Here is a 20,495-nt window from a genome sequence, read left to right as displayed (position 1 = left end):
ATTTTACTCAGTTCCCCCAGAAGGTCCGGTAGACCAGCGCAATCCCGTTGACCGAACCGCCCTTCAGGTCGATCGACAGCCCGCGCGCCAGCCGGTAACTGGCGCGGCCGACCGTGTCGCTGCCCGCCAGCGCCTGCTCGACGCTTAGCGTGATGCCGTTGGCGAACGACTTGCTGGCCACCAGGAATTGCGTCGCCAACTGGCTGTCACTGTCCCGGTTTACGTCGCCCGCCACGGTGCGGTCGGGCAGGATGCTGCCCGAACTGCCCAAAGCGCCCGTGCGCACGCTGACGTCGTCCAGCCCGAACTGCTTATAGAACGGCTGGCCGCCGCCCAGCAGCGCGGTGCCCACGGACACCAGCAGGGCGGCATCGCTGCCGCTTTCATCCGGCCCCCGTCCCAGCAGCAGCCACGACAGCTTTTCCACGTCGCTGACATCCGGATAGGACACCAGGTCAATGCGCGGGCGCTGCGCCGTGCCAACCACCTTGACGCCGGCTTCCACCTGTTCGCCGGTGCGCAGGGCCTCGATATCCAGAATCGGATTGTCCAGCCGGCCCTGGAAAGTCAGCGTGCCGCGGCTCAAGCGCAGCTTCTGGCCATAGGCCTCGATGCCGCCGCCCCGGGTCCGCAACTGGCCCACGCCCGTCAGGCGGCCGTCGTTCAGCATGATCTGGATGGACCCCAGCAGCCCCGCATCCAGGCCCATGCCGGTGATGTAGAAGCGCGGCCCCATGTCGAACTTCAGGTTCATGCTGGTTTGCAGGGGCGTGGAGACGGCGGTGGGGTCCTGGCCGGCATGCACGACCTTCACGTCGTCGTCCAGCGACGGCACGCCTTGCAGGATTTCCAGGCTGAACCAGCCCGCGTCGGCCTTCAGGTCACCCACGATTTCGATGCGCGGCATGGCGGCCTTCAGGTCGATCGTGCCGGACACCATGGCGTAGCGGTCCGAGCGCTGCAACGCCGGGAAGCGGTACAGCGTCAGCTTGATGTCGCCGCCGCCATCGATGAAGTTCCACTGGCCCTTGGCTTCGGCGTACCCGCCCTTGGCCTCGGGGTTGGTCGTGATCCATTCCTTGGTGCGCCATTCGGCCGGCATCACCCGCAACGACGCCGGAAAGCGCAGGCTGTCCAGCACCAGGCGGTCGCCATCCAGACGCGCCGACAAGGTGCCGTCAATCAGGCGCACGCCGTCGTCGATGCGCACCACGCGCAGCTTGTCGCCACGGATGGTGCCGGTGGCCGACCACTTGCCGGCCAGCGTGCCTTGGGCTTGCAAGTTGGCTTTGACGGCGCCGCCCACTTCCATCGAATCGCCCACGAACAGGCTGACCCAGGCCAGGTCGGCGATGTCCGCATCCAGATTCGCGCGCAGCGGCTGGCGTTCGTCCAGCGCCATGGCGCCGTTGGCGTCCACCCGCAGCACGGCGGTGCCGGTGCCGTTGATGGTGCCCATTTTGTTGGTCGCCACGTTGAGCTTGGCGTCCAGACGGCTGGCGTTGGCGGAGGTGGGCGTGGCGGTCACGTCCAGCACCAGCGCCTTCAGGCCCAGCGGAATCGGCGGGTCGCCCGGAATCAGCAAATCGCCTTCACGGCGGGTGATGCGGGCCTTGCCCCCCAGCCGGCCGTCGAACTTCAGGTCCCACAGCAGATCCAGCGCGATCCGGCGCTGGCCGTCGGGGATGACGGCGTTCACGCGGCTCGGACCCTTGCCCAGCTTGGCGGCGGCCTCGGGGTCTACCGCGCCGATCACTTGCCGCGCCATGGCTGCGGTGATGACGAGATTGTCCGCCTGCCCTGCGGTTTCCCAGCGCTTGCCGCCGCCACGCGACCCCTGGTGCGCGAGCGTCAGGCGTTCCTTGCCCGGCAGCGTCAGGCTCAATGCGGTCTGGCCGACCTGCCATTGCCATTGGGGCGCAACGGCGGATGGCAGAAAGGCCAATGTCACCGGCCGGTCGACCGACACGGCGAACCCGGCGGTGTCTGCCGTCAGCTTGGAGAAGGCGCCGCGCCAGCCCACCAAGGCGGCGTCGGGCTGCCCGGCCGGGCCTTGACCCCACGCGCCGGTGAACACGATATTGGCCTTGGCCGGCGCCTGCCCCAGCACGCCCGCGCGCGGCTTGGCGGGGGTGTAACCGGCGGCCAGTTCGCCCCGGTGCGCGGCCATCGTGCCGGTAAGCTTGCCCTTTAATTCGGCGCCACCGGGAATGCCAGGCCAGAAAGCGTCCAACTGCGGCGCCTGGGCGTCCAGGTTCACCACGCCATCCCGAGCGTCAATTTCGCCGTTTATCTGAACCCGGTTTCGGCCCAGCTTCAGGTCCACATCCAGACCATGAATGCGCAACCCGGCGAGCGGGTCGATGGCGGTGTTGGTGGCGGGTACGGGGGAGGTCGCGGTGTTGGGTGCGGTGTTGGGTGTGGTGCTGGCTACGGTGCTGGCTGCCGTGCTGGGTGCGGTCCTGGGTGCGGTGGCAGTCGCGGTGCTGGCGGCGGTGCTGGCGGCGGTGCTGGTTGGGGTCGAAGTCCCGGTCGCGGTTGCGACAGCTGCGGCGATATCCACCTGGGCTTTGAGCCCGCCCGTCAGCGCTTGCTTGTTCCAGCGTGTGCCTTCCTCGAAGCGCAGGTCGATAGCGGCGTGCCGCAGCTGGCTCAGGTTTTCGATATCGGCCTGCACATCACCCCGTACGGTCAGGACCGCGGGCGGGATGGCATCCCCCAGCCAGGGCGCCAGATCCAGGCGCTGCGCACTGATGGTGCCGGCGATGCGGTCACGTCCGGCGCCTTGCGCGGCGTCGGATTGCAGATCGAATTGCGCGGTCAGGGTCGACTTATCAGGCAGTTGCGCGTTCGCCCGGGCGCTGCGCAGGACCAGCGCCGTGCGGGGCGCCAGGTCCGCCACCACATCCAGCAGCAGGCCGGAGCCCGCGCCGTCCAGCTTGGCCTGAATGCCATCCATCGACCCCGCCGCGTCAGCGCGCAGCACGACCTGGCAAGCGGGCGCAGGCGGCCCCGCCAGTTCGGACGGCGAGCCGGGCTTGGTTTGAGAAGACGGCTTGGCCTTCGGGCCGGCCTTGGGATCGGCCTTGGGATCGGCCTTGGGATCGGCTTTGGGGCCGGCTTTGGGATCGGCTTTGGTATTAGGATCGCCTTTGCGCTGGGCGTCGGCCCTGGGATCAGCCTTGGCCCTGGGATCAACCTTGGCTTTGGGATCAGCCTTGGCTCTCGGATCAGCCTTGGCGTCCGCGTTCTTGCCCGCCGCCGGACGCGTATCGAACACGCCGCTTAGCTTGTCAGCCTGGCACAGCGGGGAATCGGGGCCTGTGCCGCGCGCCGTCACATCCAGGCGCGCCGCAAACGGCCAGGGGTCGGCCAGCGCCTGCAGCTCGGCCTGGCCCGACACGTCGGCCTGCCCCACTTCGTGTCCCACGCGCAGGTTGGCGATGCGCAATTGCGCGCCCTGCTTCCCCGCTGCGAACGTGGCGCTCAGTGCGCCCAAGGTCACGGGCAAAGGCTGCCCGTCCTGATCCAGCTGGAAATCGCCCAGCGCGATGCGGTCAATGGCGATATCCACCGGCAGCGACGGCAGCGAGAACGGCTCGCCATTTTCTTCGGCGGGCGCGGTCTCGGGCGACGAAGTCAACGCCACATGGACCGACCCTGCCGACACGTCTCGCACGTGCAGCAGGCGGTCGCCCAACGCGCGCCAATGCACGTCCAGATTCAGGTCGGTAATGTCGATGTACGTGCCGCTGACATCCAGGTTCAGCTTGCCGACGCTCACGCCGCGTAGCAACGACCCTTTCACGTCCAGCGCCTGCCCGTTCAGTTGCTGGGCGGCGGTCGTCAGCAGCAGCCGCGTGCCGTTTTGCGAACCCACCAGCCAGAACACGAAGCCGCAGGCCAGCAGCGCCAGCATCGCCAGGCCGGGCAACCACCACACCAGAATCTGGCGCAGGATTTTGCGCAACACGGTCAAAACGCGATCCCCAACGAAAAGTGCAAGCGCAGGTCACGTTCACGCTGGCCGTAGGCCAGGTCCAGGAACAGCGGGCCGGCCGGGGTGCGCACGCGCGCGCCCACGCCGTAGCCCACGGCCATCGACATATCGCCGAACGATTCGGCGGCATCGCCCGCGTCCACGAAGACGCCCATGCCCCAGCGCTCATTGAAATAGTGGTCGTACTCCACACTGCCGACGACGAGCGTGGGCGCACCCACCACCGCGTTGTCGCGCTGCACGCCGATGCTTTGATACTTGTAGCCGCGAATCGAACGTGCGCCCCCGGTGCGGAATCCGAAATCGTCAGGCACCTGCACCTTGCTGTTTGACCACACGCGGCCGACTTCGCCGCGCACGGTCAACACATCGAGCTTGCCAATCGGCCACCACTTCTGGGCGCGCACCCGGGCGCGGGTATAGGGTTCGCCGGTATCCAGCGTCACACCTACGCCGCCGCCCACTGCGATCAGGTTGCCTTCGCGCGGGTCGTACTTGTTATCCACATCGCGGCGCAGCCATTCGGCCGTTGCCGTCAGCGTGGGCAGCGTGTATTCGTCGCCGCCGTCGATCTTCACGTGATCCTGCGCCAGCAGCAGGCCCCAGCGGGTTTCGTATTCGACCCGGCTGTCGCCCGCGCCCTTGCGCTCTTGCAGGCGCGTCGCCCCCAAGGCGTAACGCGTAACTTCCAGCCCCTGGATATCGGAATGGTCAGCCAAAACGCCGAACGAATCCTTGTAGCCGCGCTCGGTGGGCGGCAGCAGGAAGTCGGCGTAGGCGCGCTGGCGCAGCCGGTCGACGCTGAAGCCGGTTTCCATGGTGACGGGCTGGCCGAACACGACGTTCTGCCGGTACAAAGATTCCACACGCACGCCCGCTTCGTCGTCCACGCCAAGTGATGCCGTGAAACGCTTGGGCGGCGCTTCCACCACCCGCACCTGCACGGGCAAAGTCACTTCGCCATCGGAGTCATAGACGGCGGGCGGCGGCGGCACCGCGCCGGACACCGACGGGTCGCCGGCCGGCGTCGCGGCGGCCAGGTCTTTCGAGCCCGGCGCGCGGGCGCGGTCGGAATTCGGTTCTGGGGCTTGCTGCGGCGTGGCGCCGGGTTGCTCCAGCGACACAAAAGCGCCGCGGAAAAACGCGGTGGATTGCAGATCCTGCTGCCAGGTGTCCAACCGGTTCTGGTCGTAGGCGGCGCCCACCGAGTAGCGCACATAGCGCTGCACCAGTTTGTCTGGCACGCGCTTCAAGCCTTCGGTATTGAGCTCACCCATGCGGACCTGCGGGCCGCTGTCGATGGTGACGCGCAAGGCGGCTGTCGCGGTGTCGGCCATGATCTCGGCTTGCGAGGCCGTCATGCGCGCCAGCATGAAATCCCGCGTGGACACTTCGTCCAGCAGGTTCGACTTGGCCTTGTTCCAATCGCTATTGATGAACGGCTGGCCCGCCTTGAGCTGCCAGTCGTCGCGCAGCTTCTGTACGCGTTGCGCGTATTCGGGGCGCGTGATGCGGCCGGTGAAGGTCAGGTCGACGGACGAAACGGTCGTGCGCTTTCCGGCCACGATGCCGATATCCCAGGTTTCCCCGCCGATATCGGTGCCCGCTTCCAGCGTTACCTTGGGCGCGAAATAGCCCTGCGTGGCCAGCGCAGCCAGCGTGGCGTCGCGCGCACGCCGGCGCAGGCGGCTGATTTCACCGCCGTCCTGGTCTTCGGCAAGGCGCGCAATGGCATTCACCGCCTCGGTGATCGCCTGCAACGCGGCCGGTGGCACGCCACCGGGGTCCACGATGATTTCCGGGCGCTTGGCCAACGCCTCGCCCGACACTACGCAAAGTCCTGCCAAAAAGGCGCGGGCTGCCCACCGCATGCTTCAGGTCGGCTGCTGCACAACGATGGACGGGAATTTCCCGGCCATGTCGCGCGGTAGCGCCGCCACGCCCGCTGCCAGCTTTCTTGCAATGCCGCGGTAAAGCGCAGCCGCTTCGCTACCCGCATCGGACACGACCGTCGGCGTGCCAGCGTCCGTTTGTTCGCGGATCGCCAGCGTCAACGGCAGGCTGCCCAGCCACGGCGTCTGATATTGCTCGGCCATGCGCTGGCCGCCGCCCTCGCCAAAGATGTGCTCGGCGTGCCCGCACTGCGAGCAGATATGGATGGCCATGTTTTCCACCACGCCCAGGATCGGCACTTCCACCTTCTGGAACATGCGCAAACCCTTGCGGGCGTCCAGCAGCGCCACGTCTTGCGGCGTGGTGACGATGACCGCCCCCACCACCGGCACTTTCTGCGCCAGCGTCAGGGCCACGTCGCCCGTGCCAGGCGGCATGTCGACGATCAGGTAATCCAGATCGCGCCAATTGGTCTGGCGCAGCAATTGTTCCAGCGCCTGCGTGACCATCGGGCCGCGCCAGATGGCGGGCGAGTCGGCATCAATCAGGAAGCCGATGGAATTGGCCTGCAGGCCGTGGCCCGTCAGCGGTTCCATGCTTTTGTTGTCCAGGCTTTCCGGACGGCCGGAAATGCCCAGCATCGTCGGCACGCTGGGGCCATAGATATCGGCGTCCAGCACCCCGACCTTGGCGCCTTCGGCCGCCAGGGCCAGGGCCAGGTTGACGGCGGTGGTGCTCTTGCCCACGCCGCCCTTGCCGGATGCCACCGCAATAATGTTGCGCACGTTGGGCAGCGGCTTCAGCCCCTTCTGCACGGCGTGCGCGGCCACTTTCCACGTCACGGTGACTTGCGCATCGGCCACGCCGGCTTGGGCCAGCGCGGCGGCGGCAATGCCTTGAATCTGCTCGCGGACGCTGTCCGCGGGATAACCGAGTTCCAGCGTCAGGGCCACGCGAGCGCCCGCCAGCTGAATGTCACGATCTTTTACAGAAACGCCCAGGTCCAAACCCGTGTTCGGGTCTTGCGCGGCGCGCAGCGCAGCGCGGATGTGTTCTATCGTTATACTCATGTCACTATGGTTCCGTAGGCAGCGCGGCTTCTGCGGGCCGCCATCCCCTAAAGGATAGCGGATACGCGGGAACCTTTCGCTGCGTTTTGCATCCGACCTTCATGACCAACACACTTATCCGCTTCTTCCGTGCCGTCCTATTCGCCGCCCTGGCCTTGATCGGTATGGCGATGGCGCTGGTCTTCATGCTTTCCACGGCTCTCGCCGTGGCGATCCTGTATGTGGTCGCCAAGGTGCGCGGCAAACCTTTCGGCGTTCGCGCCTATTGGAGCCAGCGCCAAGGCGCCCGCCCGGGACCGTTCCAGACCGCCACCGCCCCCTTCGCCACGCAACCGCGTGGCGATGTGATCGACGTCGAAGCCCGCGAGATCCGCTAAGCGCGGCATTTCCGTAGCGCTTGCGCCGCCCGCGGCGCAAGCCGGCCATTGCCTGGTAAGCCGCCAGGGCTTATTGCCCCAGCCGCCCGCCGTCTTCGCCTTGGCCGTGCCCCCTTCAACCCGCCTGATTCGCAGCCCTGCGATCGGCGGGTTGTGTCGTTAGCGCAAAGCCTACCCGGACACTCACGCGGGCACGTCTTCGCCGTTGTCCTAAAATGGCCGGCTAATCCCTTTTCCCCTCAACCTCTGTCGACAACCATGTCTCGCACCCTTTTTGTCACCACAGCGCTGCCCTACGCCAACGGATCTTTCCACATCGGCCACATCATGGAGTACATCCAGGCTGATATCTGGGTTCGTTCGATGCGAATGGCGGGCCACACGGTGCACTTTGTGGGCGCGGACGACGCGCACGGCGCGCCGATCATGTTGAAGGCCGAAAAAGAAGGCATCACGCCGCAGGCGCTGGTCGCCCGGTACGCTGCCGAACGACCGCAGTACCTGAACGGCTTCCACATCCGTTTTGATCACTGGCATTCCACGGATTCCGCCGAGAACGTGGCGCTGTCGCACGACATCTACCGTGCCCTGAAAGCCCAGAACCTGATCGAAACCCGCTCCATCGAGCAGTTCTACGACCCGGTCAAGGGCATGTTCCTGGCCGACCGCTACATCAAGGGCGAATGCCCGAAGTGCCACGCGAAAGACCAATACGGCGATTCCTGCGAAGTCTGCGGCGCGGTCTACGCGCCCACCGAGCTCATCAACCCGTACTCGGCGCTGACCGGCGCCACGCCGGTGCTGAAGTCGTCCGACCACTTCTTCTTCAAGCTGTCCGACCCGCGCTGCGTGGAATTCCTGCAGCAATGGACGACGGGTTCCAACGCCAATGGCGGCAAGCACCTGCAACCCGAAATGCTGGCCAAGACCCGCGAATGGCTGGGCGCCGAAGACGGCGAAGCTAAACTCGGCGACTGGGACATCTCGCGCGATGCGCCCTACTTCGGCATCGAAATTCCCGATGCGCCGGGCAAGTACTTCTACGTGTGGCTGGACGCGCCGGTGGGCTACCTGGCGTCGCTGAAGTCGTACTGCGAGGTCAAGGGCCTGGATTTCGACGCGCTGCTCGACCCCAACGGCACCACCGAGCAAGTGCACTTCATCGGCAAGGACATCGTGTACTTCCACGCGCTGTTCTGGCCCGCCATGCTGAAGTTCGCCGGCCGCAAGACGCCGGACGCCGTGAACGTGCACGGTTTCATCACCGTCAGCGGTGAAAAGATGTCCAAGAGCCGCGGCACCGGCATTTCGCCGCTCCGCTACCTGGAAATCGGCATGAACGCCGAATGGATGCGCTATTACATCGCCGCCAAGCTGAACGCCCGGGTCGAAGACATGGACTTCAACCCCGAAGACTTCATCGCCCGCGTCAACAGCGACCTGGTCGGCAAGTACGTCAACATCGCCAGCCGCGCCGCCAGCTTCATCACGAAGCACTTCGACGGCGTGCTGGGCTATTCGGGCGACACCGCCGCTCTGTCGGCGGAATACGCCGAGCAGGCCGAATCCATCCGCGCCGCCTTCGAGGCCCGCGAATACAACCGCGCCATCCGCGAAATCATGGCCTACGCCGACCGCATCAATCAGGCGTTCGACACGGCCCAGCCGTGGGTGCTGGCCAAGGGCATCGCCACCGCGGACGACGCGCAAAAGGCCGCCCTGCAAGACATCTGCTCGCGTTCGCTGGCGGGCTTCAAGGCGCTGTCCGTGATGCTGGCTCCCGTGCTGCCGTCGCTGGCCGAGCGCGTCGCGCTGGAACTCTTTGGCGCGCAAGCCCCGTTCACCTGGGCCGACGCCGCCGTGCTGCCGCAGCGCGTGGCCCCGTTCAAGCACCTGATGCAACGCGTCGAACCGCAAATGCTGGAAGACCTGTTCGAGCCGCCCGCCGCCCCCGTGGTGGTGCCGGGCGGTGAACCGGTAGCCGAGACGATCTCTATCGACGACTTCGCGCGCGTCGACCTGCGCATTGCGCAGATCGTCAACTGCGAACACGTCGAAGGCTCGACCAAGCTGCTGCGCCTGACGCTGGATGTGGGCGAAGGCCGCCATCGCAACGTGTTCTCGGGCATCAAGTCGGCCTACCAGCCGGAAGACCTGATCGGCAAGCTGACCGTCATGGTCGCCAACCTGGCCCCGCGCAAGATGAAGTTCGGCGTGTCCGAAGGCATGGTGCTGGCCGCCAGCCACGCGGACGAAGCGGTCGACGCCGGCATCTACGTACTGGAACCGTTCCCCGGCGCCAAGCCCGGCATGCGCGTGCGCTGATCGCGTACTCCCCGCACGGCCAAAGAGGCCAGCTCGCGCAAGATCCGCGAGCTGGCCTTTTTTATGGCCTGACCGGCACCGGGCTTTCGCCTTGCCACGGGTTGAGGACGTTGACGCCGCAAGGCAGGAAATCAGCAGTGTCTCGTGTGACAACGGTCATGCCGTGGACCAGGGCGGTTGCGGCGATCAGGCCGTCGGACAAGGGCTGGACCGTTGGAACGTGAAGTTGCGCGCCGCGCAGTGCAACCGCGCCATCGACGGGCAGCACCCGGCCATCAAAGGCCGGCAAGACATGACGCTCAAACCATTTTCTAAGCACCGCCCCTTGAAGCGGGTCACGGCGCTCCAGGCGGAGCACGCCGACTTCAAGTTCGTGGACAGTCATCACCGACACATAGAGATCAGAGATATCCACGCTGTCTGCCCACCGCGCGACCGGTGCATAGGCCTTACCCAACGGCACCTTGCGTAGCTCTGACACCACGTTCGTATCCAAGATGAACGTCACACACGACTCGCAGCGTGCGCAGGACGGCGGCGAAATGGAAATTCGAGTTCGATGCCGGCGGCGCCTGGCATCGCGAGCAGATCCACGATTGATCGGCGCCGTATCGCGTTAGGCGGCGTTGCGGCGGCGAGGACGAAGCGTCGCAGATACGCACGGCGACGTGCTTTCGCAGCGACCGTGCGGCATGGAATTCGGGGCGTGGTCATGGTTCCCTCCTGATTGGTCATTACCAGATGGGAACGGTACTGCGCCAGCTTGCGCTAGTGGGCAGGACGGCACGGCAAATCAGACGAAGTGACGTCCGTATCGACCGCAGCAAGCATTACTTGCTAGGCGCCAACCCCGGGTCCAGCGAGTGGCGTTCGTCGAACACGAAGCACTTGCCTTCGTAGCCCGGGCCGCCCGTTTCCTCGAAGTATTTGAGGATGCCGCCGTCCAGTTGGTACACGTTCGGGATGCCGGCTTCGTTCATGTAGATGGCGGCTTTCTCGCAGCGGATGCCGCCGGTGCAAAAGCTGACGACGGTTTTGCCTTCGAGTTCGGCGCGGTGCGCCTGGACGGCGGCGGGGAATTGCGTGAAGCGGTCAATGCGCCAATCGATGGCGTTCTTGAAAGTGCCTTCGTCCACTTCGAACGCGTTGCGGGTGTCGAGCATGACCACGGGGCGTCCGGCGTCGTCCACGCCCTGCTCCAGCCAGCGCGCCACCGTCCGGGCGTCCACGCCCGGCGCGCGGCCCGCTTCGGGGCGGATGGTGGGGTGGTCCATGCGGATGATTTCGCGCTTGATCTTGACGAGCAATTTGCGAAACGGCACGCCTTCGCTATGGCTGAATTTGACTTCCAGATCGGCAAACCGCGCGTCGGCGCGCAGCGCCTGCAAGAAGGTGTCGATGCCAGTGGCCGAGCCGGCCAGGAACAGATTGATGCCTTCTTCGGCCAGCAGGATGGTGCCCTTGAGCGCGCCGTCGCCGGCAAGCGCCAGCAGGTGGGCGCGCAGCTCGGGCAGGGAGTCCAGCGAAACGAATTTGTAGGCGGCGATATTGACGACGGAAGTCATGGCAAAGCAAGAAAATGCGGACGGCGAAGCCCGTAATAGTAATCGCTGGGCGGGCCGCCCCGCCCGGCGCCCGCCTTGATCCTGCTCAACGCGAGACGATTTCCTGCTCGATCACGGCGTCCAGCACCCAGCGCACGGTCGAGGCGCCGGCGGGCGGGTACGGGTCGGCGACTTCGACCACGCGCAGCCGGTAGCGGATGCCCGGCTGGAAATTGAAGCCGGTGATGTCGCCATACCAAAGCTGCCAGGGCTGAGAGGCGCTGTCGCGCACCTGGTAGCACATGGCGCGGCCAGCGCCGGCGCTGCATGGCACGCGCTCGGCGTTCACGTAGACCAGCTTCGTCGGACCCGCGCTGCCGCCCGCCACGGGGTCGGCGCGGCGGCCGAAGTCCAGCGTGTCGCCCGAACTCAGCACCCACGTCATGCGCTGCGGGTTGTTGGTGTTGTCGACCGACGTGGCGGTGATGCGGGTCAGGCCGGCCAGGAAGTCCTGCTCCAGCTTCATGTTCTGCGGCGCGCAGGCCATCATCGTCGCAACCGGGTTCGCCCGCACGATCAACTGGCCATTGGCGACCGTGTACGGCGCGTTGTACTGGTTGCAGCCGGCAAACCCGGACATTCGCGGCGCGCCCTGGTCGTGGACAAAACTGGCGGTCAGCGGCCGGGAGTCGGTGGACGGATGCGGGATGGTGCGCAGGCCGCCGCCCGGCAGCGTCCAGCGGGCCAGATCCCAGCTGGTCTGCGCCAGGATGTCGGACGCCGAGGCCGGCTGGAAGCGGGGGTCCTGTCCGTCCGCCGTCCGCGGCGGTGACGAGGCGCAGGCGGCCAGGCCAACCGACAACACGCAAGGCGCTAGCCAGCGCAGCAAGTTGGAATGGGACGTCCTGGAATGTCCAGGGGCGTAAAGGGAGTCGTTACGAGGCATACGGGGCTTACAGGGCGTAGGGACAGACAGGGCTTCGGCCAAGAACCTAAGTACTTAGGGCCTCAGTACCTAGGGCCTCAGTGCTTAGGGCCTCAGTGCTTAGGGCTTATCAGGACTACGGCGTCTCAATGGCTTTACGGGGTCGGAGGATCTTGGCGGCGCTCAAACTCCAGGACATCGCCACCGCGCAGATTGAACGTCAGGTGCCGCGGGGCGCCGCCATTATCCAAGGTGAACGTGTCGATGGCGGTCAGGCCGCGCAGGTAGTCGGCTTCCAGTTTGGCGCGCTCCGGGGAGGGGCAGGCCATGCGGGTCGTGGCCGGGGCATCAATGAACAGCTTGCCGCTTTCCAGCTTGTACGTGCCCATATAACGGTTGCAGCCCGAAAAGCCGTTGGCGCGGTATTCCTTGCCTTGCGCCAGGAAGGTCAGGCGCACCGGTTCGCCGTTGTCGCCATGCGGTATGTCGCGCAGCGCGCCGCCCTTTTGCGTCCAGCGCACCAGCTCCCAGCTGGTCTGCGCCAGAGAATCCTTGCTGCTTGCGGCATTGGCCGCGGCGGCGCCTTCCGGGCGCGCGCCCCCGGTGGACCCCGCGCAACCCGCCAGCGCCACGGTCAGAAGGCTCAGGCATAGCAGCCGGCAACGCGAAGACATATGGGTAAGCATGGTTGAGACTCCTTTGAATTTCACACCCCCGACTGTAACCGGGGCCGGGCCAGATCGTCCCGCGTTCTCCCCCCTACAGCCGTATCCAAAAGCAGCAATTCCCGTTCCGGCGCTAACGCTGATGATGCAGGGTGCTGCATCGAATGCCGCATGGCGGCGCGCTTCACCGGCGCGCAGAATCAGTGCAGACCACGCATCCGGCCGCCCCTGGCAGCACAGGGATAGAAGCGGATCACAGCAGTTTTGCAGACGCAGGTGTCGGCCCACGAGGCCAAAACGATAAGACTACCGGGAGACACGGCGATGGGCTTTTTAAGAACCTTACTGGCGCTATCAGTGGTGCTGGACCACCTGGGGGGGGGTTACGCCGACCACCTTGTCGGCGGCCGGCTGGCGGTGCAGCTGTTTTATGTGATTTCCGGCTTTTTGATTTCGTATGTGCTGACGGCCACGGACACCTACCAGGGCGCCACGGGCAAGTTCTACGCGAATCGCTTCCTGCGCCTGTTCCCCATCTATCTGGCGGTGGCCGCCATGACGCTTGTCGCCCACGTTGTGTCCGGCGGCGCGTTCTTCCGCTTTTACGACGCCCTGCCCTTTTCCGCTGAACTGTTCCTGGTGCTGTCGAACCTGTTCATCTTCGGCCAGGACTGGCTGATGTTCTTTGGCATCGAGCATTCGGCCCTGTCCTTTACCGGCAGTTTTGCGCATAGCGAGGTGCCGCTGTATCAAGGGCTGCTGGTGCCGCAGGCGTGGACGCTGGGCGTTGAGATGAGCTTCTATCTGGTTGCGCCCTTTGTGCTGAGCTCGCCGCGCCGGCTGCTGGCATTGCTGGCCGCGTCCCTGGCGTTACGCGGCGTGCTCATCGTGACCGGTATTGGCTTGACCGACCCGTGGACCTACCGCTTTTTCCCGACTGAGCTGGCGCTGTTCCTGATGGGCTCGCTGTCCCACCAGGTGCTGCTGCCGCGCTGCAAAGCCTGGACCCGCCGCTTCAACCGGCTGCCTGAACTGGGCACCGCCGTACTCGTCGTCTACTGCATGATTCATTTCTCGATTGGCTTGAACCACACGGTGCGCGACGCCATGGCCGTCCTGCTATTTGCGGCGCTGCTGCCGCTGGCCTTCCTGTTTCAGTCGCGTCACCGGCTGGACAAGGCAATCGGCGAATTGAGCTATCCGATCTATATCTGCCATTCGCTGGTCATCATGTTCTTCAGCTGGCTGCTCAACGACGTTGAAATGCACCAGCCCATGTTGTTTTCAGCGCTGGTGATTGCGGGCTGTATCGGATTTTCGGCCTTGCTGAACGGCTTGATTGCGGACCCGGTGGAACGCTTGCGCAGCCGCCTGCGCAACCGTGGCAAACCGGTCGCCGACGTGCAGACGACGGTGCCGGACGCGCAGCGGCGTCCGCCCAGCGCGGCCCAACCCATCGGGACTATTCGCCGCGCGCCTTGATATACGCTGCCAGCACCAGCTCGATCTGCCGCTTTTCCTGCGAGCTCAAACGCGCATACGTCGCGTACGACACCGACTCGAAAGGCCAGGCGGGCGGTGACTGCACCCCGCTGACGGCAGCGGGCGGCGGCTCGGCATAGCCGGAATTCAGCATCGGCCCTTCGCCGGTGCTCAACCACATCGGGCTGACGCGCAATGCGCGGGTCAGCTTGATGAGCGCATCGCTAGAGGGTTGCAAGCGTTGCCCGCTTTCGTAGTTGCCAATGGCGCTTTGCGACAGGTTGCTTGCGACCGCCAAGTCCTTTTGAGTCCATCCCTGAAGCATTCTTGCGTTGCGCAGACGATGGCTAAACGTGTCCAATCGATCAACCTGAGACATTAATATGAATTTATTTATTTGATTAAAACATCTCAATACTGGCGGCAAATAAACGGATTACACCCGAATTTCCGGGCTAATCCGTCCATCGCAACATTTGCCTGCTTGTCCGCCAGTTTGCGCGTCACGAGCATGCCCATTGCCAGCAGCAGCTTCCCGAAAAAAACCAAGCCTGTCATTGACTTACCGCAGTAAGCCAGCAAAAGCCCGCCGATGCGGGCGTGCGTGCGCGTGCCCTACACGGGCACAAGACCGCACGAAGTTTATGGGTATTGCGAGATAGAAAATAGAAAATAATGTATCGGTAATACATAATAATTTTCCGTCGCAAAGGCGAAAACAAACACTGTTTCATGCGCTTTCCCAGCGGGCTGGGGCAAGCTGAAGTTACCATCAGAAACTACAGAAACGTATCTTCACAAAAAAACACGCCCGTGTTTAAATGAAACACGGGCGTGACTTCCAGGCAGGATCGGGTCACCAGCGGCCTACGGCCCATGCGTCGGAACGGCAATCGTCCGGACCTCTCGCCTCCATACCAACAACACCGCCAGACGGTCTCGTCATGGCGCGGAGCTTAGAGAGGGGCATGGCGGGACTGCTGACGCCGCGCGCTTCCCCCTCAAGCGCCGCCCCCATGCCGCGCCACCTCATTGGAAGCATCAATGAATAACACGCTGGATGTCATTTTCCTCGGAGCCGACGACGCCAGGCATGCCAGGCTCGTGGACGCCCTGTCTCACCTGGGCTTCTGCGTCCGCCGCTGCCTGGACCTGGTAGACGTATACGACCGCTACTCCCGCCGACCCAGCCCGCTGGTGGTGCTGGAGGCCCCTCTTTCAGATATACACAACGCCGCCGTCCGCCTGCGCGCCGTGGACCGCGGGCTGGGCATCGTTGCCATCGCCGCCTTCGCCGACGCCGAAAGCCGAATCCGCACGCTGCTGTGCGGGGCGGATGCCTGCCTGCCGCCCGATGTCACGGGCCTGGAGTTGGCCGCGGTGCTCCAAGCGCTGGTACGCCGCGCGGTCGGCATGGATGGCATGGAAGCGGCCGCGGACGCGCAAGCCGACGAACCCGCTCAGGAAACCTGGCGCTTGGCGAACAAGGGCTGGACGCTGATCAGCCCCACGGGCCGCACGCTGGGCCTGACGACCGGCGAGCGCGATTTCATTTCCCGCTTGGTGACGGCGCCAGACCGCAAGGTCAGCCGCGACGCCTTCTATGCCGATGGCGCAGACGACGCCGACAGCGGCATCACGCGCCGCCGCTTCGTGGATGTGATGATCAGCCGCTTGCGGCGCAAGGCCGCCGCCAATCAGATGACGTTGCCGATTCGCGCGGTGCATGGCTGGGGCTATATGTTCGCCGCAGACATTACGCTGGATCTGGACTATCGGGAGATGGGGGAAGACGGCCGGCTGGACGCGCTGGAAGATTGGCGCCGCGAAACCGCGGATGCCGGCGCGGCGGACTGAAGCGGCCGCGCCGCGATGCGGGACATGCGCATCGTATAGGCGAAAAAACAGGCGAAAAAACAGGCGAAAAAAACAGGCGAAAAAAACGCGGCGCTGCCCCCGAGAGGTAAGACGCCGCGCTAAAACAACACGTGAACCCGGAGTCATCAGCCGGCACTGATGCCTTCTACCTGGATCACGCGATTCCAACATTCGTGCCTCATACTGCTCACGCACGGTCCAACCGTGAACCTGTGCGGGGTCTCTAGTCCCCATACAAGCTGCAACGTGATCAACGCCCGGGCGTCACACCATCCAATGAAGACTGGTTGGCTTACCGCCCGTATCAGCGGTTTTCCGTTTGGATAGCCGCGTGATGAAGGAAGTTTAGGACTTGCCGCCCGATTCCAGTAATTCTTTGTTGATAGCCTTCTATACCTATTTGGCATAGCAAAGCCCGTTGCGCAACGTCCTAAAATACGGACAAAAGGACACGCTCCCACACTGATGCCCACCACAACCCACTCCCTCAAACAGCGCCTGCGCAAAGCGCTATCGCTGTTTCCGCCGAATTGGTGCCTGGCGATTCTTGTTGCGCTGGACGGCTATGCGTTCATGCACCCGGTGCTGCGCGAAGTGCGCGCGCGCGAATACTCATTCTGGCTGGCGCTGGATAACTGGCACGAAGTCATGCGGGTGGTGGGCCTGCTGGAGATTCCGCGCCTGGTGCTCGGCGTAGGGTTGCAGGTCATTGCGATCGGCCTGATCCTGAAAGCGCGCATCGCGTGGGCGTTCTCGCTGGTGCTGCTGATTGGCATCGGCTCATTCGCGATTCTGGGTGACGCTGGCCGCGCGGGGCTGGGCATCTACACGCTGGTGCTGGTGATTGCGCTGATCGCATACTGGCGCCGCTTTGACCGCGCAAGCGTTACCGCAGGCTCGCTGTTCGCGCTGGTCAGTGTGTTGTCGCTGCTGATCTACGCCATCTTCGGCACGCTCTACCTGGGCAACGAATTCAATCCGCCTGTGCTGGATGCCGGCACTGCGTTCTACTTTTCCATCGTGTCGATGTCCACCGTGGGCTATGGCGACATCACGCCGCACAGCACCACCGCCAGGCTGTTCACCGCGTCGATTATCATCCTTGGCATTACGGTGTTCGCCACCTCCATCAGCGCCATCGCCGGGCCGGTGATCGGCGGCAATCTGAAACGGCTGGTCAAAGGCAGGTTCTCTACCGCCATGAGAAAAAACCACATCATCATCGCAGGCGCGACGCCGTTGGCGCTCAGCGTCTACAACGGGCTGCGCCAACGCAGCGAGGAAGTGACCGTCATCGTGCCCGTTGGCACGCCGCACGAATACCCCGCCGCCACCGACCTGATTGAAGGCGACCCCTCCAGCGTGGAAATCCTGCGCAATGCGGGCGTGACGCGCGCGCGCTATGTGCTGGCGCTGCGCGATGACGATGCCGAAAATGCGTTCATCGTGCTGGCGGCCAAGGAAGCCACGGGCGAAGGCGGCGCGAAGACGGTGGCGCTGGTCAACACCAGCAAGCATCTGGAGAAGATCCGGCGCGTGCATCCTGACATGGTGTTCTCGGTGCAGTTGCTGGGCGCCGAACTGCTGACGCGCGCCATCAATGGCGAACCGATGGACAGCCAGGCCATCACGGATCTGTTCTTCGCCAAGTCGGCGACGCCGCCCGTGACACCGCCCGTGACGCCGTCCTGAGCCGCATCCGGGGCGCTCGTCAAGCCGCGTCCGGAAGGATCGTCAAGCCGCGGTAGGAGCATCCGTGACCGGGCGCTGCGCCGCGGCGGCAACCGCCCCGGGCGGCGAATGCCCGACATACCACCGCACGAAATCTGCGGACGGCATGGGCCGCGCAAACAGGTACCCCTGAATGAACGCCACGCCGCGCGCCGTCAGGTAATCAAACTGCACCTGCGTTTCGACGCCCTCCGCCACCACCGCCAGATTCAACCGATGCGACAGCGTGATGATCACATCCAGCACCGGCGCTTCTTCGCCCGTGGGCAAGATGGCGTGCACGAAGCCCTTGTCGATCTTCAGGTAGTCCACCGGAAACTTCTGCAAATACGATAGCGAGCAATGGCCCGTGCCGAAATCATCGATGGCGACGCGCACGCCATCGGCGCGCAGCGCATCGATATTGCGGCGCGCCTGGCCGTTGTCCGCAATCAGGCTGCGTTCGGTAATTTCCAGCACGATCAGCGGCTTGCGCGCGGCGACATTCGCGCGGAAAGCCTGGATGTCAGACACCAGCGTCGTGCCAGACAGATGTTCGGGCGCAATGTTCACGCCAATGTGAAAGTCAGGCGGCGTGTCCCACGTTTGCAGATCCCGTTCGATCAGCCGCAACAGATGCTGGGTCAGCGGAATGATCATGCCCTCGGCCTCGGCCGCCGCAATGAAGATGTCGGGCCGCACGAAGCCCACGCCGGGGCGGTTCCAGCGCATCAGCGCCTCGACCCCTTCGCACTGCCCCGTCAGTTGCCCATACACCGGCTGGTAGTAAACCTGGAACTCGTTGGCGCGCATGGCGCGGCGCAGCTGTTCTTTGAATGACAGGCGATTGACCTGCAAGCGGTACGCGGCAAACGCCAGCCCGGCGCCGATCAGCAGCGCAACCGGCAGATAGCTCAGCAGCAGTTGCTGCCACGCGGTCACCAAGCCTTCAGCCGGGGCGCGGACATTGATGGTGAGCGCAACGCGCCCGTTGTTCCGGGTGACTTCGTCGTAGACGAGCTCCACGCCCTTGCTGGACGCCTTCCAGGATTCGCTGCGGATGGGCGCGCCCTTGCCCACGATCAGCTCCAGCCCATAGTGACCCCGCGAGGCGACCGCATTGAGCAGGTCCAGAACGTACCGGCCGTCCAGCGCCACCGCGCCGCTATAGCCCGGGGCGCCTGGCTTGCCCAGCAGGATCGCGGGGCGGTCCGGCGCCAGCGGCGTTCCCGCTACCGAGAACAACCAGCGGTCAGGTGAGGCGTCGATGGGCCAGTTGCGGAAATCGCCCACCGAGAAGTCCACGGCGCCAATCACCGATGAGCAATAGATGTGATCGCTGCTGGCGAGAATCAGCGCGCGGAAATAGGGGTTCAGCGCGCTCCAGCGTTGCAGCAAGGGCAGCACGTCAGCGCAAGGCTGCGGCGTCAACTCGGCCACCCGGTCCAGCACCGACCACGCTTGCGAAAGAATGGTCTCCACCTGCACACGAACAATCTGCGCGGCGGCTTCGGCCTCGTTGCGGCGTTCGTTTTTGGCATGCACCCAAGACCAGGCCACGCACAACACAACGGGGAGCATCAACGCAAATGCCACTGGCAAATACCGCCAGGACGGCACACGAACCGTCATTCCTGATGTCGTCAAAGCCGCCTCGCTGGAAATTCAGTCAATGTGCAAAACCATCCTGAAAGGGATAGGACACCAAGCGCGGCGCAGCGTCAAGAAGCGATTACGCAGCGCCTTGCCTGCCCCGTCGCCGATTCACGCCGGGGATTCACGCCGTGGGGTCACGCCGCAGATTCAAGCCGCAGACTCATGCCGCAGACTGAAGCCGCAAAATTATGCCGCCGATTCAAGCAAGCGCTGGATCAACGCTATGTGCGCCCGCCGGCGGACGGCCAGGTTCATCTTTTCTTCGGGCCCCATCAGCGCCGACATGACCAGCGTATGCACAATCGGCGACAGCAGCAGCCAGGGATGTTCCACCGCCAGACACGTGCCGCACAGGCCCCGCTTGCGCGCCCGCGCCAGCACCTGCGCAATGTCTGACTGATACGCATCAGCGGTTTCGCGCCGCCAACGAGAGGCCAGGTGCGGCACGCGCCCGCTTTCCGCCAGCAGCAGGCGCATGGTGCCGGCCATGGCCGGGTCGCTCAAAGACGCGTACAGGTGGTTCACGATGCGCTCGGCCAGATGGCGCGGCGAAGACGCCCCGTCCACCACCGCGTCCACGTCCAGCCGGGCCGGGTTCAGATGGCGCGCGAGCAACGCTTCGAAGACGCCTTCCTTACTGGTGAAGTGCGCGTATAGCCCCCCTTTGGACAGGCCGGCGCGCACGGCGATGTCTTCCATCCTGGCGCCGGCATAGCCCGCGCGTGAAAACTCCTGCAACGCCGCGTCCAGGATGTGCCCAACGCGCACGGCAGGAGGCAGACGACAGCGTTGCACGCTCATAGCGAATTCCCCTGCAAGTCCCGGATATTAAAAACCGACTGGTCAGTCGATAACTTGACCCACATCAAGGAACGCGTCGCGCACGCTGGGCACAATGGATGCATGACCCTGGCATCGGGTCCGTCCGAACGCCAAGCCACAAGCCGCGCCGCCCCGGACGCACCCGGCG

15 protein-coding genes are annotated in these 20,495 nt (G+C 64.7%); 5 read left to right on the top strand and 10 right to left on the bottom strand.

Annotated elements, in window-relative coordinates:
• Positions 1-7: 7 nt before the first annotated feature.
• Genes ACFZAI_RS03550 through apbC form a run of 3 tightly spaced genes read right to left on the bottom strand, consistent with a single transcriptional unit; the run spans position 8 to position 6,963 of the window.
• On the bottom strand, positions 8-3,979 hold the full coding sequence (locus ACFZAI_RS03550) for a translocation/assembly module TamB domain-containing protein (protein ID WP_391565608.1): 3,972 nt from the start codon (positions 3,977-3,979) through the stop codon (positions 8-10).
• Positions 3,976-5,871, bottom strand: a complete 1,896-nt coding sequence (locus ACFZAI_RS03545; protein ID WP_391565607.1) for an autotransporter assembly complex family protein — start codon at positions 5,869-5,871, stop codon at positions 3,976-3,978. The genes ACFZAI_RS03550 and ACFZAI_RS03545 overlap by 4 nt, the downstream gene beginning before the upstream one ends.
• A gap of 3 nt (positions 5,872-5,874) precedes the next feature.
• On the bottom strand, positions 5,875-6,963 hold the full coding sequence (apbC, locus tag ACFZAI_RS03540) for an iron-sulfur cluster carrier protein ApbC (protein WP_391565606.1): 1,089 nt from the start codon (positions 6,961-6,963) through the stop codon (positions 5,875-5,877).
• Positions 6,964-7,064: 101 nt separating this feature from the next.
• Between apbC and ACFZAI_RS03535 the strand changes: the two genes are divergently transcribed.
• Both ACFZAI_RS03535 and metG read left to right on the top strand, forming a co-directional pair.
• Positions 7,065-7,340: a hypothetical protein gene (locus tag ACFZAI_RS03535; protein ID WP_054423363.1), complete on the top strand. Its 276-nt coding sequence runs from the start codon at positions 7,065-7,067 to the stop codon at positions 7,338-7,340.
• A 258-nt stretch (positions 7,341-7,598) separates the two neighbouring features.
• Positions 7,599-9,665 carry a methionine--tRNA ligase gene (gene metG / locus ACFZAI_RS03530; protein ID WP_342066214.1) on the top strand — a complete coding sequence of 689 codons (2,067 nt, stop codon included), beginning with the start codon at positions 7,599-7,601 and terminating at the stop codon, positions 9,663-9,665.
• A gap of 61 nt (positions 9,666-9,726) precedes the next feature.
• Here the strand turns inward: metG and ACFZAI_RS03525 are convergent, their stop codons facing one another.
• The 4 genes from ACFZAI_RS03525 to ACFZAI_RS03510 all read right to left on the bottom strand — a co-directional run bounded on the left by ACFZAI_RS03525 (position 9,727) and on the right by ACFZAI_RS03510 (position 12,820).
• Positions 9,727-10,173, bottom strand: a complete 447-nt coding sequence (locus tag ACFZAI_RS03525; RefSeq protein ID WP_391565605.1) for a type II toxin-antitoxin system VapC family toxin — start codon at positions 10,171-10,173, stop codon at positions 9,727-9,729.
• Positions 10,174-10,495: 322 nt separating this feature from the next.
• Complete coding sequence (locus tag ACFZAI_RS03520; protein WP_391565604.1) at positions 10,496-11,230, bottom strand: sulfurtransferase; 735 nt, start codon at positions 11,228-11,230, stop codon at positions 10,496-10,498.
• A gap of 85 nt (positions 11,231-11,315) precedes the next feature.
• Positions 11,316-12,155 (bottom strand): DUF4377 domain-containing protein, encoded by an 840-nt coding sequence (locus ACFZAI_RS03515; protein WP_391565603.1) that lies wholly within the window; start codon positions 12,153-12,155, stop codon positions 11,316-11,318.
• A 134-nt stretch (positions 12,156-12,289) separates the two neighbouring features.
• A complete protein-coding gene (locus tag ACFZAI_RS03510) occupies positions 12,290-12,820 on the bottom strand; it encodes an META domain-containing protein (protein ID WP_391565602.1) in 531 nt (176 codons plus the stop codon).
• 303 nt (positions 12,821-13,123) lie between these two features.
• Here ACFZAI_RS03510 and ACFZAI_RS03505 point away from each other — a divergent pair, with 303 nt between their 5' ends.
• Positions 13,124-14,281, top strand: a complete 1,158-nt coding sequence (locus tag ACFZAI_RS03505; protein ID WP_391565601.1) for an acyltransferase family protein — start codon at positions 13,124-13,126, stop codon at positions 14,279-14,281.
• Here the strand turns inward: ACFZAI_RS03505 and ACFZAI_RS03500 are convergent.
• Positions 14,262-14,660, bottom strand: a complete 399-nt coding sequence (locus tag ACFZAI_RS03500) for a helix-turn-helix domain-containing protein (RefSeq protein WP_391565600.1) — start codon at positions 14,658-14,660, stop codon at positions 14,262-14,264. The two genes, ACFZAI_RS03505 and ACFZAI_RS03500, sit on opposite strands and share 20 nt — an antisense overlap.
• Positions 14,661-15,325: 665 nt before the next feature.
• Between ACFZAI_RS03500 and ACFZAI_RS03495 the strand changes: the two genes are divergently transcribed.
• Both ACFZAI_RS03495 and kch read left to right on the top strand, forming a co-directional pair.
• Positions 15,326-16,138 (top strand): response regulator transcription factor, encoded by an 813-nt coding sequence (locus tag ACFZAI_RS03495; protein ID WP_391565599.1) that lies wholly within the window; start codon positions 15,326-15,328, stop codon positions 16,136-16,138.
• Positions 16,139-16,624: 486 nt separating this feature from the next.
• Positions 16,625-17,851: a voltage-gated potassium channel protein gene (gene kch, locus ACFZAI_RS03490; protein WP_391565598.1), complete on the top strand. Its 1,227-nt coding sequence runs from the start codon at positions 16,625-16,627 to the stop codon at positions 17,849-17,851.
• A gap of 42 nt (positions 17,852-17,893) precedes the next feature.
• Here the strand turns inward: kch and ACFZAI_RS03485 are convergent, their stop codons facing one another.
• Both ACFZAI_RS03485 and ACFZAI_RS03480 read right to left on the bottom strand, forming a co-directional pair.
• A complete protein-coding gene (locus tag ACFZAI_RS03485) occupies positions 17,894-19,450 on the bottom strand; it encodes an EAL domain-containing protein (protein ID WP_391566261.1) in 1,557 nt (518 codons plus the stop codon).
• A gap of 261 nt (positions 19,451-19,711) precedes the next feature.
• Entirely contained in the window at positions 19,712-20,326 is a 615-nt protein-coding gene (locus ACFZAI_RS03480; protein WP_391565597.1) for a TetR/AcrR family transcriptional regulator, read from the bottom strand.
• Between the last annotated feature and the right edge of the window lie 169 nt (positions 20,327-20,495).

It is taken from the genome of Achromobacter sp. NPDC008082, from assembly GCF_042957345.1.
Classification (GTDB): domain Bacteria; phylum Pseudomonadota; class Gammaproteobacteria; order Burkholderiales; family Burkholderiaceae_B; genus Achromobacter; species Achromobacter kerstersii_A.
This window is presented reverse-complemented; position numbering and strand designations above follow the sequence as displayed.

Coding starts and splice junctions, on each gene's coding strand:
- ACFZAI_RS03500 (WP_391565600.1), bottom strand. CDS start 14,660: ATGTCTCAGGTTGATCGATTGGACACGTTTAGCCATCGTCTGCGCAAC.
- ACFZAI_RS03495 (WP_391565599.1), top strand. CDS start 15,326: ATGAATAACACGCTGGATGTCATTTTCCTCGGAGCCGACGACGCCAGG.
- ACFZAI_RS03515 (WP_391565603.1), bottom strand. CDS start 12,155: ATGCCTCGTAACGACTCCCTTTACGCCCCTGGACATTCCAGGACGTCC.
- ACFZAI_RS03485 (WP_391566261.1), bottom strand. CDS start 19,450: ATGCTCCCCGTTGTGTTGTGCGTGGCCTGGTCTTGGGTGCATGCCAAA.
- ACFZAI_RS03545 (WP_391565607.1), bottom strand. CDS start 5,871: ATGCGGTGGGCAGCCCGCGCCTTTTTGGCAGGACTTTGCGTAGTGTCG.
- kch (WP_391565598.1), top strand. CDS start 16,625: ATGCCCACCACAACCCACTCCCTCAAACAGCGCCTGCGCAAAGCGCTA.
- ACFZAI_RS03505 (WP_391565601.1), top strand. CDS start 13,124: ATGGGCTTTTTAAGAACCTTACTGGCGCTATCAGTGGTGCTGGACCAC.
- ACFZAI_RS03480 (WP_391565597.1), bottom strand. CDS start 20,326: ATGAGCGTGCAACGCTGTCGTCTGCCTCCTGCCGTGCGCGTTGGGCAC.
- metG (WP_342066214.1), top strand. CDS start 7,599: ATGTCTCGCACCCTTTTTGTCACCACAGCGCTGCCCTACGCCAACGGA.
- ACFZAI_RS03520 (WP_391565604.1), bottom strand. CDS start 11,230: ATGACTTCCGTCGTCAATATCGCCGCCTACAAATTCGTTTCGCTGGAC.
- apbC (WP_391565606.1), bottom strand. CDS start 6,963: ATGAGTATAACGATAGAACACATCCGCGCTGCGCTGCGCGCCGCGCAA.
- ACFZAI_RS03510 (WP_391565602.1), bottom strand. CDS start 12,820: ATGCTTACCCATATGTCTTCGCGTTGCCGGCTGCTATGCCTGAGCCTT.
- ACFZAI_RS03535 (WP_054423363.1), top strand. CDS start 7,065: ATGACCAACACACTTATCCGCTTCTTCCGTGCCGTCCTATTCGCCGCC.